The organism is Polaromonas sp. P1_A2 (assembly GCF_056406895.1).
Genome location: NZ_JBFTZI010000004.1, coordinates 1 through 15,516, shown reverse-complemented (window position 1 = coordinate 15,516; position 15,516 = coordinate 1). Strand labels below are relative to the sequence as shown.

General features: G+C 66.7%; 15 protein-coding genes. 12 read left to right on the top strand and 3 right to left on the bottom strand.

Annotation, left to right across the window (positions count from 1 at the left end; genetic code table 11):
• Positions 1-42: 42 nt before the first annotated feature.
• From AC1D09_RS16085 to AC1D09_RS16060, 6 genes are all read left to right on the top strand, one after another.
• Positions 43-1,902 carry a feruloyl-CoA synthase gene (locus AC1D09_RS16085; protein WP_477664268.1) on the top strand — a complete coding sequence of 620 codons (1,860 nt, stop codon included), beginning with the start codon at positions 43-45 and terminating at the stop codon, positions 1,900-1,902.
• Between the two features lie 19 nt (positions 1,903-1,921).
• Positions 1,922-3,175, top strand: a complete 1,254-nt coding sequence (locus tag AC1D09_RS16080; RefSeq protein ID WP_477664269.1) for a thiolase family protein — start codon at positions 1,922-1,924, stop codon at positions 3,173-3,175.
• On the top strand, positions 3,172-3,957 hold the full coding sequence (locus AC1D09_RS16075; protein ID WP_477664270.1) for an SDR family NAD(P)-dependent oxidoreductase: 786 nt from the start codon (positions 3,172-3,174) through the stop codon (positions 3,955-3,957). Before AC1D09_RS16080 ends, AC1D09_RS16075 begins: the two co-directional genes overlap by 4 nt.
• A 5-nt stretch (positions 3,958-3,962) precedes the next feature.
• A complete protein-coding gene (locus AC1D09_RS16070) occupies positions 3,963-4,382 on the top strand; it encodes an acyl-CoA thioesterase (protein ID WP_477664271.1) in 420 nt (139 codons plus the stop codon).
• A gap of 93 nt (positions 4,383-4,475) precedes the next feature.
• A complete protein-coding gene (locus AC1D09_RS16065) occupies positions 4,476-5,465 on the top strand; it encodes a Bug family tripartite tricarboxylate transporter substrate binding protein (protein ID WP_477664272.1) in 990 nt (329 codons plus the stop codon).
• A gap of 117 nt (positions 5,466-5,582) precedes the next feature.
• On the top strand, positions 5,583-6,041 hold the full coding sequence (locus tag AC1D09_RS16060; protein ID WP_477664273.1) for a MarR family winged helix-turn-helix transcriptional regulator: 459 nt from the start codon (positions 5,583-5,585) through the stop codon (positions 6,039-6,041).
• 20 nt (positions 6,042-6,061) lie between these two features.
• Here the strand turns inward: AC1D09_RS16060 and AC1D09_RS16055 are convergent, their stop codons facing one another.
• The gene (locus AC1D09_RS16055) at positions 6,062-7,795 is read right to left on the bottom strand and encodes a GMC family oxidoreductase (protein WP_477664274.1); all 1,734 of its coding nucleotides are present in this window, start codon (positions 7,793-7,795) and stop codon (positions 6,062-6,064) included.
• Positions 7,796-8,128: 333 nt separating this feature from the next.
• On the opposite strand from AC1D09_RS16055, the gene AC1D09_RS16050 reads away from it, so the two are divergent.
• The 6 genes from AC1D09_RS16050 (at position 8,129) to creD (ending at position 13,735) form a co-directional block, all read left to right on the top strand.
• Positions 8,129-9,259: an MlaE family ABC transporter permease gene (locus AC1D09_RS16050; RefSeq protein ID WP_477664299.1), complete on the top strand. Its 1,131-nt coding sequence runs from the start codon at positions 8,129-8,131 to the stop codon at positions 9,257-9,259.
• Positions 9,256-10,044 (top strand): ABC transporter ATP-binding protein, encoded by a 789-nt coding sequence (locus AC1D09_RS16045; protein WP_477664275.1) that lies wholly within the window; start codon positions 9,256-9,258, stop codon positions 10,042-10,044. The genes AC1D09_RS16050 and AC1D09_RS16045 overlap by 4 nt, the downstream gene beginning before the upstream one ends.
• Positions 10,045-10,056: 12 nt before the next feature.
• Positions 10,057-10,989, top strand: a complete 933-nt coding sequence (locus tag AC1D09_RS16040) for an MlaD family protein (RefSeq protein ID WP_477701134.1) — start codon at positions 10,057-10,059, stop codon at positions 10,987-10,989.
• The gene (locus tag AC1D09_RS16035) at positions 10,986-11,660 is read left to right on the top strand and encodes an ABC-type transport auxiliary lipoprotein family protein (RefSeq protein ID WP_477664277.1); all 675 of its coding nucleotides are present in this window, start codon (positions 10,986-10,988) and stop codon (positions 11,658-11,660) included. The genes AC1D09_RS16040 and AC1D09_RS16035 overlap by 4 nt, the downstream gene beginning before the upstream one ends.
• Before the next feature lie 13 nt (positions 11,661-11,673).
• On the top strand, positions 11,674-12,267 hold the full coding sequence (locus AC1D09_RS16030) for a Crp/Fnr family transcriptional regulator (protein WP_477664278.1): 594 nt from the start codon (positions 11,674-11,676) through the stop codon (positions 12,265-12,267).
• Positions 12,268-12,373: 106 nt separating this feature from the next.
• Positions 12,374-13,735 carry a cell envelope integrity protein CreD gene (gene creD, locus AC1D09_RS16025; protein WP_477664279.1) on the top strand — a complete coding sequence of 454 codons (1,362 nt, stop codon included), beginning with the start codon at positions 12,374-12,376 and terminating at the stop codon, positions 13,733-13,735.
• A 14-nt stretch (positions 13,736-13,749) separates the two neighbouring features.
• Here the strand turns inward: creD and creC are convergent, their stop codons facing one another.
• Together creC and AC1D09_RS16015 are read right to left on the bottom strand one after the other, a co-directional pair.
• On the bottom strand, positions 13,750-15,144 hold the full coding sequence (gene creC / locus AC1D09_RS16020; protein WP_477664280.1) for a two-component system sensor histidine kinase CreC: 1,395 nt from the start codon (positions 15,142-15,144) through the stop codon (positions 13,750-13,752).
• Position 15,145: 1 nt separating this feature from the next.
• Positions 15,146-15,516: winged helix-turn-helix domain-containing protein (locus AC1D09_RS16015; protein WP_477701133.1), on the bottom strand; the 371-nt coding region annotated here is incomplete at its 5' end.

Genomic DNA, 15,516 nt, shown 5'->3' with positions numbered 1-15,516 from the left:
ACGCAAAGCAAAAACAGCAGAGACAAGAGACAAGAAACCATCATGAGCGCCCCCAAATTCCGCCCGCTGCGCTTTGGCGTGACCCGTGCCGTGCTGCGCGAAGGCCAGCCCGGCGTCCGCTACCTGCGTGCCGACCAGGACCTGAAAGACTATCCCGAGCGCATCACCGACCGGCTGCGGCATTGGGCGCTGACCGCGCCCGAGCGCAGCTTCATGGCACGGCGCGAAAAGCTGGCCGGCGGCGTGACCGGCGAATGGCAGCACCTGAGCTACGCCCAGGCCTGGGCGGCGGCGCGCAGCATCGCCCAGGGCTTGCTGGACCGCGGCCTCAGCGCCGAGCGGCCCGTGGTGATCCTGTCCGAGAACGGCCTGGAGCACGCGCAGCTGGCCCTGGGCTGCCTGGTGGCCGGCGTGCCCTTTGTGCCGGTTTCACCGCCGTACTCGCTGGTCAGCCAGGACTACGACAAGCTGCGCCATGTGGTCAAGACCGTGACGCCGGGCCTGGTGTTTGCCGCCGACGCGCAGCGGTATGGCAAGGCCATCCAGGCCGTGCTGGAGCCCGGGGTCGAGGTGCTGCTGGGCGACGGGCAGATCGAGGGACGCGCCAGCACGCGCTTCGCGGACCTGGCCGCGACGCCCGCGACAACCGCGGTGGACCGCGCCATGCAGGCCACAGGCCCGGACACCATCGTGAAGTTCCTGTTCACCAGCGGCTCGACCAAGATGCCCAAGGCGGTGATCAACACCCAGCGCATGTGGTGCGCCAACCAGCAGCAGATGGCGCAGTCCATGCCGGTGCTGCAGGAGGAGCCGCCGGTGCTGGTCGACTGGCTGCCGTGGAACCACACTTTCGGCGGCAACCACAACTTCGGCATGGTGCTGTTCCACGGCGGAACGCTTTACATCGACGACGGAAAACCCACACCCGCGCTGATGCATGAGACCTTGCGCAACCTGCGCGAAATTGCCCCCACGGTCTACTTCAATGTGCCGACCGGCTTTGAAGCCATCGCCAACGCCATGAAAACGGACGCGGAGCTGAGGCGCAATCTGCTGTCGCGCGTGAAGATGTTCTTTTATGCCGGGGCTTCGCTCGCCCAGCCGGTCTGGGACAGCCTGTATGAATCCGAGGAAAAGGAAGTGGGCGAGCGCATCGTCATGGCCACCGGCCTGGGCATGACCGAGTCCGGGCCCTTCGCCATCTTTGTGACCAGCCCCGAGGTGAAGGCCGGCGACCTGGGTGTGCCCGCGCCCGGCATCGAACTCAAGCTGGCCGACATCGACGGCAAGACCGAGGTCCGCTACAAGGGCCCCAACATCACGCCCGGCTACTGGCGGGCGCCGCTGGAAACGGCGCAGGCTTTTGACGAGGAAGGCTTTTTCTGCACCGGCGACGCCGTCAAATGGATAGACGAGGGCAACATCCACCTCGGCCTCAAGTTCGACGGGCGCATCGCCGAAGACTTCAAGCTCGCCACCGGCACTTTTGTCAGCGTGGGACCGCTGCGCGCAAAAGTCATCGCGGCGGGCGCGCCTTATGTGCAGGACGTGGTCCTCACGGGCATCAACCTCAGGGAAGTGGGCGCGCTGGTGTTTCCGACGCCCGCGGTGCGCGCGCTTTCGAGGCTTGCGCCCGAGGCGCCGCTGCGCGAGGTTCTCGAATGCGAACAGGTGATCGCGCATTTCCAGGCTGTGCTGGACACGCTCGCGCAGAGCGCCACCGGCAGTGCCAGCTGCATAGGCCGATTGCTCCTGATGCACGAGCCGCCTTCTTTCGACAAGGGCGAGGTCACCGACAAGGGCTCCATCAACCAACGCGCCGTGCTCACGCACCGGGCGGTGCTTGTGGCGGCCCTGCACGAGGACACCGCGCACCCCATTCTTAAACCCGCCGCACGCTAACACCACGAACCCCAACACCATGCAACACAAAGGATTTTTCTCCGCCTTCCAGGACGTCTGGATGCTGGACGGCATGCGCACGCCCATGGTCGACTATTGCGGCGCCCTGGGCCATGTATCGCCCACCGACCTCGGCATCAAGGCCGCGCGCGCCGTGCTGCAGCGCTCGGGCGTCAGCCCCGGCGATGTCGACTCGGTGATTGCCGGCAACATGGCCCCGGGCGATTTCGAGCAATTCATGCTGCCGCGCCATATCGGCCTGTACGCCGGCGTGCCGGTGGAAGTGCCCGCCATCATGGTGCAGCGGATCTGCGGCACCGGCTTCGAGCTGTTTCGGCAGGCCGGCGAACAGATCCAGAGCGGTGCGGCCAACGTGGCGCTGGTGGTCGGCGCCGAGAGCATGACGCGCAACCCGATCGCGGCCTTTGAGCACCGCACCGGCTTCAAGCTGGGCGCACCCGTCGGTTTCAAGGACTTCATGTGGGAGGCCCTCAAGGACTCGGCCGCCGGCATCGACATGATCCAGACCGCGGAAAACCTCGCGAAGAAATACGGCATCACGCGCGAAGCGGTCGATGAATTCGCCTCCAGCTCCTTCGCCAAGGCCGTGGCGGCCCGGGATGCCGGCTTTCACGCCGGTGAGATCGTGCCGGTGGTCAGCGAGAAATTTGAACTCCCCGGCTACGCCACGCGCGGCATCAGCCTGGGCAAGCTTGCGGAAGTCGCGCAGGACACCCATGCACGGCCGTCCCCCGTCGAGGTCCTGGCCAAACTCCGGGCGGTGCATGCCGGCGGCGTGCAGACCGGCGGCAACAGCGCGGCGCTGGTGGACGCGGCCGCGGCCGCCGTCGTGGCCTCCGGCGCCTACGTGAAAGCCCGTGGCGGCAAGCCGCTGGCGCGTGTGGTGGCCGCCGCGGTGGTCGGTGTGCCGCCCGAGATCATGGGCATAGGCCCGGCTCCCGCGATCCGCCTGCTGCTCGAGCGCTGCGGCCTCAGGCTGGAGCAGATTGGCCGTTTTGAAATCAACGAAGCCCAGGGCGCGCAGACGCTGGCGGTCGCCCGCGAGCTGGACCTGGACCTCGGCAAGCTCAACGTCAACGGCGGGGCGATCGCCATGGGCCACCCGCTGGCGGTGACCGGTGTGCGCCTTACGGTCACCGTCGCGCGCGAGATCCAGCGCGCAGGCATGCGCTACGGCATTGCCTCGGCCTGTGTGGGCGGCGGCCAGGGCATTGCCCTGCTGCTGGAGAACCCGGAAGGAGGAGCGGCATGAATATCGAAGGACTCGCGGCACTGGTCACCGGCGGCGGCTCGGGACTGGGCGAAGCCACAGCCCGCGAACTGGCGCGCCTGGGCGCCAAGGTCGCCGTGCTGGACATCAACCTGGCGAACGCCGAAAAGGTCGCCGCCGATATTTGCGCGGCCCACGGCCCGGCCGCCGCGCTGGCCTGCGGCTGCGACATCACCGACAGCGCCAGCGTGCAGGCCGCGCTGGACAAGGCGGCTGGTGCGCACGGCACCGCCCGCATCCTGATGAACATCGCCGGCATAGGGTCGGCCAAACGCATCGTCGCCAAAGACGGCACACCGGCACCGCTGGAGGACTTTGCCAGGGTGGTCAACATCAACCTGGTCGGCAGCTACAACGTGAGCCGGCTGTTCGCGGCCGCCTGCGCCAAGCTGGCGCCGCTGGAGGACGGCCAGCGCGGCGTCATGATGTTCACCGCCTCGGTGGCCGCCTTCGACGGCCAGGTCGGGCAGCAGGCCTACAGCGCCTCCAAGGCCGGCCTGGCCGGCATGACGCTGCCCATGGCGCGCGACCTGGCGCAGCACGGCATCCGCGTCTGCACGGTGGCGCCCGGCCTGTTCGCCACGCCGCTGATGGCGCAGCTGCCCGAAGCAGTCCAGGCTTCGCTGGCCGCCAGCATCCCGTTTCCGCAGCGCCTGGGCAAGCCGCAGGAGTTCGCGCAACTGGCCGCGCACATCGTCCACAACGACCACCTGAACGGCGAAGTCATACGCCTGGACGGTGCACTGCGCATGGCGCCAAGGTGAGCCGCATGGAAAAGACCGTGGTTTATGAAGTGAAGGTCGCGTTCGGCGACTGCGATCCCGCGGGGATCGTGTTTTTCCCCAACTTCTCGCGCTGGATGGATGCCGCGTCGCTGAATTTTTTCGCCGCATGCGGCGTGCCGCCCTGGCGAGAGCTGGTCAAGAGCACCGGCATCATAGGTACGCCCCTGCTGGAGATCAACACCCGCTTCAGCCTGCCCGCCACCTATGGCGAGACCCTGCAGATACATACCAGCGTGGAAGAGTGGCGGGACAAGGTGTTTATCCAGAAGCATGTGATCCGGCGCGGCGAGGACCTGATTTGCGAAGGCCGGGAAACCCGCGCCTTCTGCATACGCCACCCCGACAAACCCGAGCGCATGAAAGCGATTCCCGTACCCCAGGATATCCGCCGCCAATGCAGTTGAACGGGCGCAACTGACGCAACCGGCGTCTGCGGCCCTGGCGCTTGGCGGATTTTGCTTTTTCGACCCGTGGACTTAACTACAAGGAGACATCTCATGCAAACACGTCGTCATTTTGTGCAGGGCGCAGCGGCGCTTTCTGCGGCCGCCCTTGCGCCTTTCCCGGCCCTGGCGCGGGCGCTCGAGCAGGTCAAGATCATTTACGGCTTCCCGGCCGGCAGCGCGGGCGACATCTGCGCGCGCCGCGTGGGCGACCGCCTCGGCGGCACCGCCTATGCCAAAAACAACGGTATCGTGGACACCAAGACCGGCGCCGGCGGCCGCATCGCGCTGGAGGTGCTCAAGACGGCGCCGGCGGACGGCTCGGTGTTGGCGATGTCGCCGTTCTCCTGCCTGTCGCTGTACCCGCACATCTACAAAAAACTGTCCTACGACCCGTTCGCGGATTTCGTCACGGTGGGCACCGCCTCCATGATCCACCATGGGCTGGCCGTCGGGCCGCTGGTGCCGGCCTCGGTCAAGACCGTGCAGGACTTTCTCGCCTGGGCCAAGGCCAACCCCAAGGACGCCAGCTACGGCTCGCCCGCGGCAGGGTCGACCCCGCACTTCATAGGCGCGCTGCTGGGCCTGAACAACCATGTGGAGCTCAAGCATGTGCCCTACCGTGGTTCGGTGCCCGGCGTGACCGACGTGGTCGGCGGCCAGCTCGCGGCGATGGTGACGCCGCACGGCGACTTCATTCCCAACCACAAGGCCGGCAAACTGCGCATCCTGGCCACCTCGGGCAAGCAGCGCTCACCCTTCGTGCCTGAGGTGCCGACCTTCGCCGAGCAGGGTTTTGCCGACCTCACGGTGGAGGAGTGGTTCGGTTTCTACGCCCCCGCGAAAACACCCGCCAGCACGGTGGCCGCGGCCAATGCCGCCATCAATGCCGCCATCCAGGACAAATCCGTCATCGACTCGCTCACGGTGGTGGGACTGATTCCCTACGGCGGCACGGCGGACGACATGGCCTACAGCCAGAAGCGCGAGTTCGAGCGCTGGGGTCCGCTGATCAAAAAAGTCGGCTTCACCGCCGAGTCCTGAGGTCCCTCCGCCCGGCCGGCCCGGGCGCCGGCCGGGCGCGTTGGCATAATCGGGGCTAGCCTGGCCACCTGCCTGTGCCCGCAGCGTTGCCCGATAAAGAAAGCGCCCTGATCCTCTATGCCAGTGTCGTCCAAACCCGCTCCCGCGGTAGAGGAGGTGGATACCTCCTATCTCGAAACCTTGGTGGGCTATAACGCCACGCGCGCCTCCCTCAAGGTCATTGAGTTGTTCAGCAAGCGCATGGCGGTCTATGACCTCCGGCATGTGGATTTTTCGATCCTGTCCCTGATCACGCACAACCCAGGCATCACCTCGCGCCAGCTTTGCGGCGCGCTCAGCATCCTGCCGCCCAACCTCGTCGGGAAAATCGTCACGCTGGAAAAACGCAAGCTGGTGCACCGCAAGCCGCATCCGCAGGACGGCCGCGCCGTGGGGCTCTACCTCACCGCCGCGGGCGAGGCCTTGATGCGCGATGCCGAAGGCACGGCCGTCGACCTGGAAACCGAGGCCACCCAGCGCCTGAGCGCCGCGGAAAAGAAGACGCTGATGCGCCTTCTGCAAAAGATCTACCGCTGAAGCGCGCGGCTCGCGGCCGCTCAGATCCCGGCCTGGATCCAGGCCGCCGCCTTCTCCGCGATCATCAGCGTGGGCGAGTTGGTGTTGCCGCTGGTGATCAGCGGCATCACGCCGGCATCGACCACCCGCAGGCCGCGAATGCCGCGCACCCTGAGGTGTGAATCCACCACCGCCATCGGGTCGTCGTCACGTCCCATCTTGGTCGTGCCCACCGGGTGGAAGATGGTGGTGGCGATGTCACCGGCCAGCCGCGTGAGTTCCTCGTCCGTCTGGAACTGCACGCCCGGCTTGAACTCTTCGGGCCGGTATTTGGCCAGCGCGCTTTGGCTCACGATCTTGCGCGTCACGCGCAGCGAATCGGCCGCCACCTTGCGGTCTTCGGCCGTGCTCAGGTAGTTGGGCGCAATCGCCGGCGCATCCTCGAAGCGGCCGCTCTTGATGTGCACCGTGCCGCGGCTGGTCGGGTTCAGGTTGCAGACGCTGGCGGTAAAAGCATTGAAGCCGTGCAGCGGCTCGCCGAAGGCGTCCAGCGACAGCGGCTGCACGTGGTACTCGATGTTGGGATAGGGCTGGTCGGGCGAGCTGCGCGTGAACGCGCCCAGCTGCGAGGGTGCCATGCTCATGGGGCCGGTCTGGCGCAGCGCGTACTCCAGCCCGATGCGGGCCTTGCCCCAGAAGGAATTGGCCATGGTGTTGAGCGACAGGCCCCAGCGCTTGTCGCCCTGCACCTTGTAGACCGAGCGGATCTGCAGGTGGTCCTGCAGGTTGGCGCCCACGCCGGGCAGGTCCTGCAGCACGGGGATGCCGTGCTGCTGCAGCAGGGCGGCCGGGCCTATGCCCGAGAGCTGCAGGATCTGCGGCGAGCCTATGCTGCCCGCGCACAGGATGACTTCGCCCATGGGGCCGGAGTCGCGCGTGGCGCGCGCCGTGACGCGCTCGCTGCCGGCCCATACCTCCACGCCGGTGCAGCGCTGGCCGCCGTCGGGCTGCGCTTCTATCACCAGCTTGCACACCTGGGCGTTGTTCCACAACTCAAAATTGGGGCGCGCGTAGCAGGCGGGCCGCAAAAAAGCCTTGGCGGTGTTCCAGCGCCAGCCGTTTTTCTGGTTGACCTCGAAGTAGCCCACGCCCTCGTTGTCGCCGCGGTTGAAGTCGCCGCTGGCCGGGATGCCGGCTTGCTGCGCGGCTTCGGCAAAAGCGTCCAGGATGTCCCAGCGCAGGCGCTGCTTTTCAACGCGCCATTCGCCGCCGGCGTTGCGATGGCGCAGCACCTTCTGGTAAGGCTGGCTCTTGTCCTGCATCAGCTCGGGTGCCGTGCCGCGCGCGCCGTGCATCGCGTCGGCGCCCTTGTGGTGGTCCTCGTGCAGCTTGAAGTGCGGCAGGGAATTTTCCCAGCGCCAAGCCATGTCGCCGGTCAGCTGGGCCCACTGGTCGTAGTCGCGCGCCTGGCCGCGCATATAGATCATGCCGTTGATGCTGGAGCAGCCGCCCAGGGTCTTGCCGCGCGGGTAGCGCAGCGCCCGGCCGTTGAGCCCGGCGTCGGGCTCGGTGTTGTAGAGCCAGTCGGTGCGCGGGTTGCCTATGCAGTAGAGATAGCCCACCGGAATGTGGATCCAGTGGTAGTCGTCCTTGCGGCCCGCTTCGATCAGCAGCACGCGCTTGGACGCATCGGCGCTCAGGCGGTTGGCCAGCAGGCAGCCCGCGGTTCCGGCACCGATGATGATGTAGTCAAAAACCTGGCTCTCGTCTTGCATGGATGCCTTTGTCTCGTCGTTTTTAGAAGATGTAACCGGGAAAACCGGGCTGGCGGCGGCCGGAGCGCACTGCAGGGCCCATGCTGCCAGCCCAGCCTAACGCGGGGCTGACCACCGCACCCTGGCCGATTGTGGCAAAACCCGGATGGCCGCACGGCGGGGATTACCCGCTGGGGCCATGGCGCGTGGGCTCTGGCCGTCTTCCAGTCACGATGTAGGACCAAGGCGACAGCAGGGGCGTGCGTGCGGCAAGTGTGTTTTCAGCAGTTACCATGCAACTTTGTGTTTCGTACATTGCAAACTGCCGGCTTGCGCCTGGCCTGACTAATGTTTATGGAAGACTCCACGCCCCGCATCGCACTGCAGGACACGCCGCAAGGCCGGCTGTTTGTCGTGCAAGGTGCGTGGACAGCCGCCGGCCTTACCGGTGAGAGCGTCTGGGATGCGCTGACCGCGCAGCTCCAGGGCCTGAAAGACGGCGGGGCTTCCCCTGCAGGCTGGAGTCTGGAACAGGTCGGCAAACTCGACCACCTGGGCGCGCAGGTGCTGTGGAACCACTGGGGCCGCAGCTGGCCGGCGCAGCTGCAGGTTGAGCCCAGCCAGCGCGCGGTGCTGGAAACCGTCGCCAAATTCAGCGCCGACCCGCCCAAACCCCGCAAGCCCGACTGGAGCCAGCCCTTTATCGTGCTGGGTACACGGGTGCTGCGGCTGCTGGACCACCTCAAGGGCTTGGTGCGCCTGATCGGGCAGCTGCTGCTGGACATCATCCACCTGGTGCGGCGCCCGCAGGACGGCCCCTGGCGCGACCTGTCGGGCCATCTGTTTCACATAGGCGCCACCGCGCTGCCCATTACCGCGCTGGTCGGGTTTCTGATCGGCGTGGTGCTGGCCTACCTGATCTCGCAGCAGCTGCGCCAGTTCGGCGCCGACGCGTTTATCGTCAACATCCTGGGCATCTCGCTGATCCGCGAACTCGGGCCGGTGCTGGCCGCCATCCTGATTGCCGGGCGCAGCGGCTCGGCCATCACGGCGCAGATCGGCGTGATGCGCGTCACCGAGGAGCTCGACGCCATGCGCGTCATGGGCATCGCACGCGGCTTTCGCCTTGTCATGCCGCGCGCGCTGGCGCTGGCCGTGGTGATGCCGCTGATCAGCGTCTGGACCACCATCGCCGCCTTGCTGGGCGGCATGCTGGCCGCCGACATCTCCATGGACGTCACGCCGTCCTACTTCATCAACTCGCTGCCGGCCGCGGTGGACGTGGCCAACCTCACGCTGGCCACGGGCAAGTCGGTGGTCTTCGGCGTGCTGATCGCGCTGGTCGGCTGCCACTACGGCCTGCGCGTCAAACCCAACACCGAAAGCCTGGGGCAGGGGACCACGGCCTCGGTGGTGACGTCGATCACCGTGGTCATTCTGGTCGATGCGCTGTTCGCGGTTCTTTTTAAGAGTGTCGGCATATGAACGACCCCATCGTCGACATCAAAAAACTCTGGACCGTGTTCCCTAACGGCGATAAAAAAGCCGTGGTGCACAAAGACCTGGACCTGACGGTGGAGCGCGGCGAGGTGCTGTCCCTGGTGGGAGGCTCGGGCACCGGCAAGACCGTGCTGCTGCGCCAGATGCTGGGGCTGGAGAAACCGACCCAGGGCGAGATCACGGTGCTGGGCAAGCCGGCGGCCGAGCTCGGCAAGCAGGGCGCGGCCAGCCGTGTCGGCATGCTGTTCCAGCAGGGCGCGCTGTTCTCGGCCTTCACCGTGCTGGAGAACATTGCCTTTCCGCTGCGTGAACTCAAGACCCTGCCGCGCGCGCTGGTCTACGAGGCGGCCATGGTCAAGCTGCAGATGGTGGGCCTGGGGCCCGATGCGGCCGACAAGATGCCCAGCGACCTCTCGGGCGGCATGATCAAGCGCGTGGCCCTGGCGCGCGCCCTCATCATGGACCCGCCGCTGCTGCTGCTTGACGAACCCACGGCCGGGCTGGACCCGGAAAGCTCCGACAGCTTTGTCTCGCTGCTGCGCTCGCTGCACCGCGACATGGAACTCACGGTGGTCATGGTGACGCACGACCTGGACACGCTGTTTGAACTCAGCACCCGCATCGCGGTGCTGGCCGAGCAGAAGGTCATCGTCAACGACGTGCCCAAGGAAGTGGTGGCCTTCCCGCACCCCTTTATCCACGAATTTTTCCTCGGCGAAAGGGGACAACGCGCGATGGAGTTGTTGCGCGAATACCCTTTTACCGTCTAGAAAGGCATCACTATGGAAAACAAAGCCCATGCCATGGCCGCCGGCGCTTTTGTGCTGGTGGTCACCGCCTTGCTGGTCCTGCTGGCCGTCTGGCTCACGCGGGACAACACCCAGCGCGACCTCTACGACATGAGCACCAGCGAGACCGTCTCCGGCCTGCAGCCGCAGGCGGCGGTGCGTTTTCGCGGTGTGCCGGTGGGAAAAATCGAGCTCATAGGCTTTGACGAGAAGGTCAAGGGCAATGTGCTGATCCGCGTCTCCATAGACCGCGGCGCGCCCGTCACCAAGTCCACGTTCGCGACTGTCGCCTCGCAAGGTGTCACCGGGCTGGGTTTTATCCAGCTCGACGACGACGGCAAGTCCGCCGAGCGCCTGGCCGTCAACGACGACGACCCACCGCGCATTCCGCTCAAGCCCGGCGGCCTGGACAAGCTGCTCAAACAAAGCGAGGTGATCTTCAACCAGGTCGAGGAGGCCAGCACGCGGCTCAACAAGCTGCTGTCCGACGAAAACCAGCAGGCCATGACCGCGGCCGTCAAGCAGCTCGGCAACGCCGCCGGCAGCATGGACCGGGTCGCCAAAGGGCTGGAGCCCACGGTGGCATCCCTGCCGGCCCTGTCGCGCGACACCACGGCCACGCTGAAGTCCGTCAAGACGGCCGCCGATGACATCAGCACGACCGCCACCCGCCTCAATGAAAAGGGCGGGCCGCTGGACAAGCTTTCCGAAGGCGGCACCGCGCTGGCCGCGGGCGTGGAGACCTTCAGCGCCGCAACGCTGCCCAAGCTCGGCGAGGTCGCCGACGAAACCGCGCGCGCCATGCGCCAGATGCGCCGCACCGTGAGCGCCGTCGACGACAACCCGCAGTCGCTGATCTTCGGCAACGGCCCACCCGTGCCTGGCCCCGGCGAACCCGGTTTTTCCGCCTCTGGAGTGAAAAAATGACGTCCACTTTTTCCAAACCCCCTTCGCGGGCCGGCGGCTTGCTGTGCGCGCTGCTGGCCGCCGTGGCGCTGGCCGGCTGTTCGGGCCTGCCCGACAAACCCACGCGCGCCACCATGTATGACTTCGGCCCGGGCCCGACCGCCACCCTGCCCACCACGCGCCAGGCGCCGCTGCCGCCGCTGGCCCTGGACGATGTCTCCACTCCAGGCGGCGCGCTGGACAACATGGCGGTGCTGTACCGCCTCGGCTATGCCGACACGCAGCAGCTGCGTCCCTATTCGCAGGCGCGCTGGAGCATGCCGCCCGCGCAGCTGGTGCGCCAGCGTGTGCGCGAGCAACTGGGCCAGCGCCGCGCCGTGTTCAACGCCGGGACCAGCGTGGCGTTGAACCGCAGCCAGAATGCGGTGCTGCCGCTGCTGCTACGCCTGGACCTTGAAGAATTCAGCCACCTGTTCAGCTCGCCCACGGACAGCGTCGGCCTGATCCGCCTGCGCGCCACGTTGCTGGAAATCACGCCCGCGGGCGAAAAACTGGTCGGCCAGCGCAATGTCATCGTGCAGCGTCCGGCCCCCAGCAGCGACGCGCCCGGCGGCGTCCAGGCCCTGACGGCCGCTACCGACGCGGCCATCGCCGAGATCGACCAATGGCTGCAGCAAACCCCCGCGCGCTGAGGCGTGCTGCGCCATGAAAACGCTGCAAGAACAGCTGGACGCCGCCGGGCTGCAGGTCTTCGGCTGCTGCGAACGCCTGAGCGCCTACGGCCCGGACCTGCTGCAGACCTCGCAATTGCTGCAGGACTTCACGCCGGCCGAGGCCGACATCCTGGGCGCCTCCATGCTGCTGGTGCGGGCCGAGCCGGGCCAGGTGATGATCCGCGAAGGCGAAGCCGGCGACTGGATGATGCTGATCCTTAAAGGCACGGTGGACGTCACCAAGCGCCTGGAGTTGCCGGCCGACGCTGATGCCGACGCCGATGCCGGCACCGAAGCGGCCGTGTCGCGCGTGGCGGTGGTGCGCAGCGGCGCGGCGGTGGGCGACATGTCCATGCTCGACAGCGAGCCGCGCTATGCCACCTGCACCGCCATCGAGGCGGTGGAGGCCGGCGTCTGGGGCCGCCGTGAAATCGCCCTGTTGATCCGCGACCACCCCGGCGTGGGCGCCAAGCTGCTGGTCAAGATCACCCAGATGATGGCGCAGCGCCTGCGCAATACCAGCAACCAGTTGGTCAGGCTACTTAGAAAACAAGCCGCCGCAGCCGCGGAAACACCGGCGCGCTGAAGCGCCCCGCACTTCACTTTCACTTCACACAGGCCGTGTGCAGCTCATGCTGCCTTCACACGCGGTTTGCAAACTCCCCTTCGTTGTCCAAAAACGAAAGGAAGTCATGAAACAGAAAGTCGCCGCACTCGCGCTGGTGATCGTGCTGCTGGTCGTCGCGTTGATGAAGATCAGCGATGTGGTGCAGGACCGCCAGACCTACCGCCATATTGCCATTCAAAGCGTGGCCCAGAGCCTGGCCGGTCCGCAGACGCTGACCGGCCCGCTGATCCACCGGGCCTGCACCGAGGAGTGGGACGTCAAGGATGGCGACAAGAAAGTGCGCAGCGAGCGGCGCGAGTTCACGCTGATCGCTGCGCCGGCTTCATTAACGCTCAAGGGTGGCAGCAAGCTCGAGGCGCGGGCTCGTGGCCTGCATGCAACGCAGGTTTTCAACCTCAAAGCCGACATCGTGGCCGAATGGGCCGACACCGAATCTCTCAAGCCGGTGGCCGAACATGCCGGCTCGCGCATGAACTGCGGCCAGCCGCTGCTCATGATGGCGGTGTCCGACGCGCGCGGCATACGCCATGCCAGCGTCAAGATCGGCGAGCAGTTGCTGGCGCTCAAGCCCGGCACCTTTTACGGCAGCTATCCGCGCGGCGTGCATGCGCCACTGTCAATGGCCCTGATTGGTGCCATGCCGCTGCAGGCGCAACTGCAACTCGAGCTGACGGGCACCGAGAGCATTTCAGTCGTGCCGCTGGGCGGCGATACCCGCGTGCAGCTCAGCTCCAACTGGCCGCACCCGAGTTTTGGCGGGCAGTTCCTGCCGGTGGAGCGCAAGGTCACGGAGGAGGGCTTTGAGGCCAACTGGCGCGTCAGCTCGCTGGCCAGCACCGCGCAGCAGGAGGTGACGCAAGTGGATGCGGGCAAGCGCAAGGCCGTTTGCCCGTCTTACGGCGACGGCTCGGCCGACAATAGCTGCGCCGAGGCCTTCAGCGTGACCTTTGTCGACCCTTCCAACACGTATGCGCTCAGCGACCGGGCCACCAAATACGGCTTGCTGTTCATAGGCCTGACTTTTTTGGCCGTGGGACTGTTTGAATTCATGAAGTCGCTGCGCGTGCACCCGATTCAGTACCTGCTGGTGGGCGCGGCGATGAGCATGTTTTTCCTCTTGCTGGTCAGCCTTTCGGAGCACATGCCTTTCGAGTCGGCTTACGCGATTGCGTCGGCCGCCTGCGTGCTGCTGCTGACTTATTACGCCAGCCACATGCTGGGCCACTGGTCGCGCGGCCTGCCTTTTGGCCTGGGCATTGCCACGCTGTACGGCATGCTGTTTGTGCTGCTGCGTATGGAGCAGACGGCCCTGCTGCTGGGTGCCGTGGCGCTGTTCGCGGTGCTGGCCGCCGTGATGATGCTGACGCGCCGTGTTGACTGGTATGCGCGCTTCAAGCAGCCCGAAGCCGTGAAGGCGGCCGGGTGATGGGCGCGGCCCGCCTAGAAATGCAGCTCGACCCGCAAGCCGGGCTGGGTGTTGCGTACCACCATGCGGCCGCCATGCAGCAGCATGATCTGCCGCACGATGGCCAGCCCCAGGCCCGAGCCTTTGGTATGGCCGTCGGGGCGCACGGTCGAGAAAAAGCGTTCACCCAGCCGGGGCAGGGCGTAGTCGGCCACGCCGGGGCCGCTGTCCTGCACGGCGATGCGGTCCGGCCCTGCCTCCAGCGTGATGGTCGAGCCCTGGGGCGCGAACGAGCGCGCGTTTTCCACCAGGTTGCTCAGCGCCAGGCCCAGCAGGCCGGGCTCCGCATGCACGTCGGCATGTTCCGGGCTGATTACGACTTTGACCGCATGCTGGGCCCGGCCGCCGGGCGCCACCTCAAAGGGTTTGAGGACGCCGGCCCAAGGAAGGCGCTCGCGCTCTACCTTTGCATGGCGCTGCTCCAGCTTCGTCAGCTCGAGCATGCGGTCCACCAGCGCCTGCATGCGGCCGGACTGGGCCAGTACCTGCCCCGAAAACTCGCGGCGCGCGTCTTCGGGGAGCTCGTCCTGCAGCAGCTCGCCGGCGCCGCGGATGGCGGCGAGCGGGCTTTTGAGCTCGTGCGTCAGGGCGCGCACGTAATCTTCTATGTACTCGTGGCCCTCGAGCTTCAGGCGCATGGCATCGACTGCCATGGCCAGCTCGCCAAGCTCACCCGGTATTTGCGGAACCGCGGGTTTTTCGCCCTGGCCGACGGCGTTGGCATAGCGGCGCAGCTTGCGAATGCTCCACACCACCCACAGCGTTACCGCCACGCCGATGGCCAGCGACAACACCAGCAGCAGCGCGCCGCTTAGCAGGATCTTGCGCTCGGCCCGGTCTATAAAGGCCTGTATGGTGGACATGGGCTTGGCGACGGTCAGCACGCCGATGATTTTTCCGTCCCGCTGCACCGGCGCGGCCACGTACATCACCGAGCTGCGGTCGTCCTGCTGCACCTCGCGGGTGGCGCGCGCGCCGTATTCGCCGCGCAGGGTCAAGGCGACGTCGCGCCAGCGCGAATAGTCCTGCCCGGTCGCCGCGTTCTCCGAATCGAACACCACCTTGCCGCCGGCGTCGGTGACGTAAACGCGAAAATCCAGTGACTGCTTGGCCAGGCCCCAGATTTTCGCGTCTATGGGGCGCCTGGCGTAGTTGCGCACATGGCCGGCAAAGCGGCCATCGGCGATGGCCCCGGCCGCCAGGTCGTCGCCGGCCAGTTCGGCCAGGATGTTGGCGGTGTCCACCATCATGTCTTCCATGACTTCGCGCACGCTGGGCTTCACTTCGGCCACAAAAACGCGCAGCGTGAAAAACGCCGCCAGCCCGGTGACCAGGAAAAAACCGAACAGCAGGCGTATGCCTAAACGCACGTCAGTCGCCCTGGATGCGGTCTATGTCAAGGCTGTAGCCCATGCCGCGGTGCGTCGTGATGCAGTCGTGCCCAGGGCTGGCCTCCTGCAGCTTGGCGCGCAGGGTCTTGATGTGGGTGTCGACGGTGCGGTCCGCGCTGTCCGTGCCGGCCCCCCAGACGGCGTCCAGCAGTTCATCGCGCGAGCGTATGCGGCCGCGGTGGCGCAGCAAATCGGCCAGCAGGCCGAACTCGCGGCGTGTCAGGTTGAGCGGGCGGCCGTGCAGGCTCACGCGCTGGCCGGCGGTGTCGATCTCGAAAGGGCTGGCCGCCGGCGCCGGCGCGGGGGCCGGCATGCGCGCGCGCCGCAGCAGGCTGCGCACGCGCGCCAGCC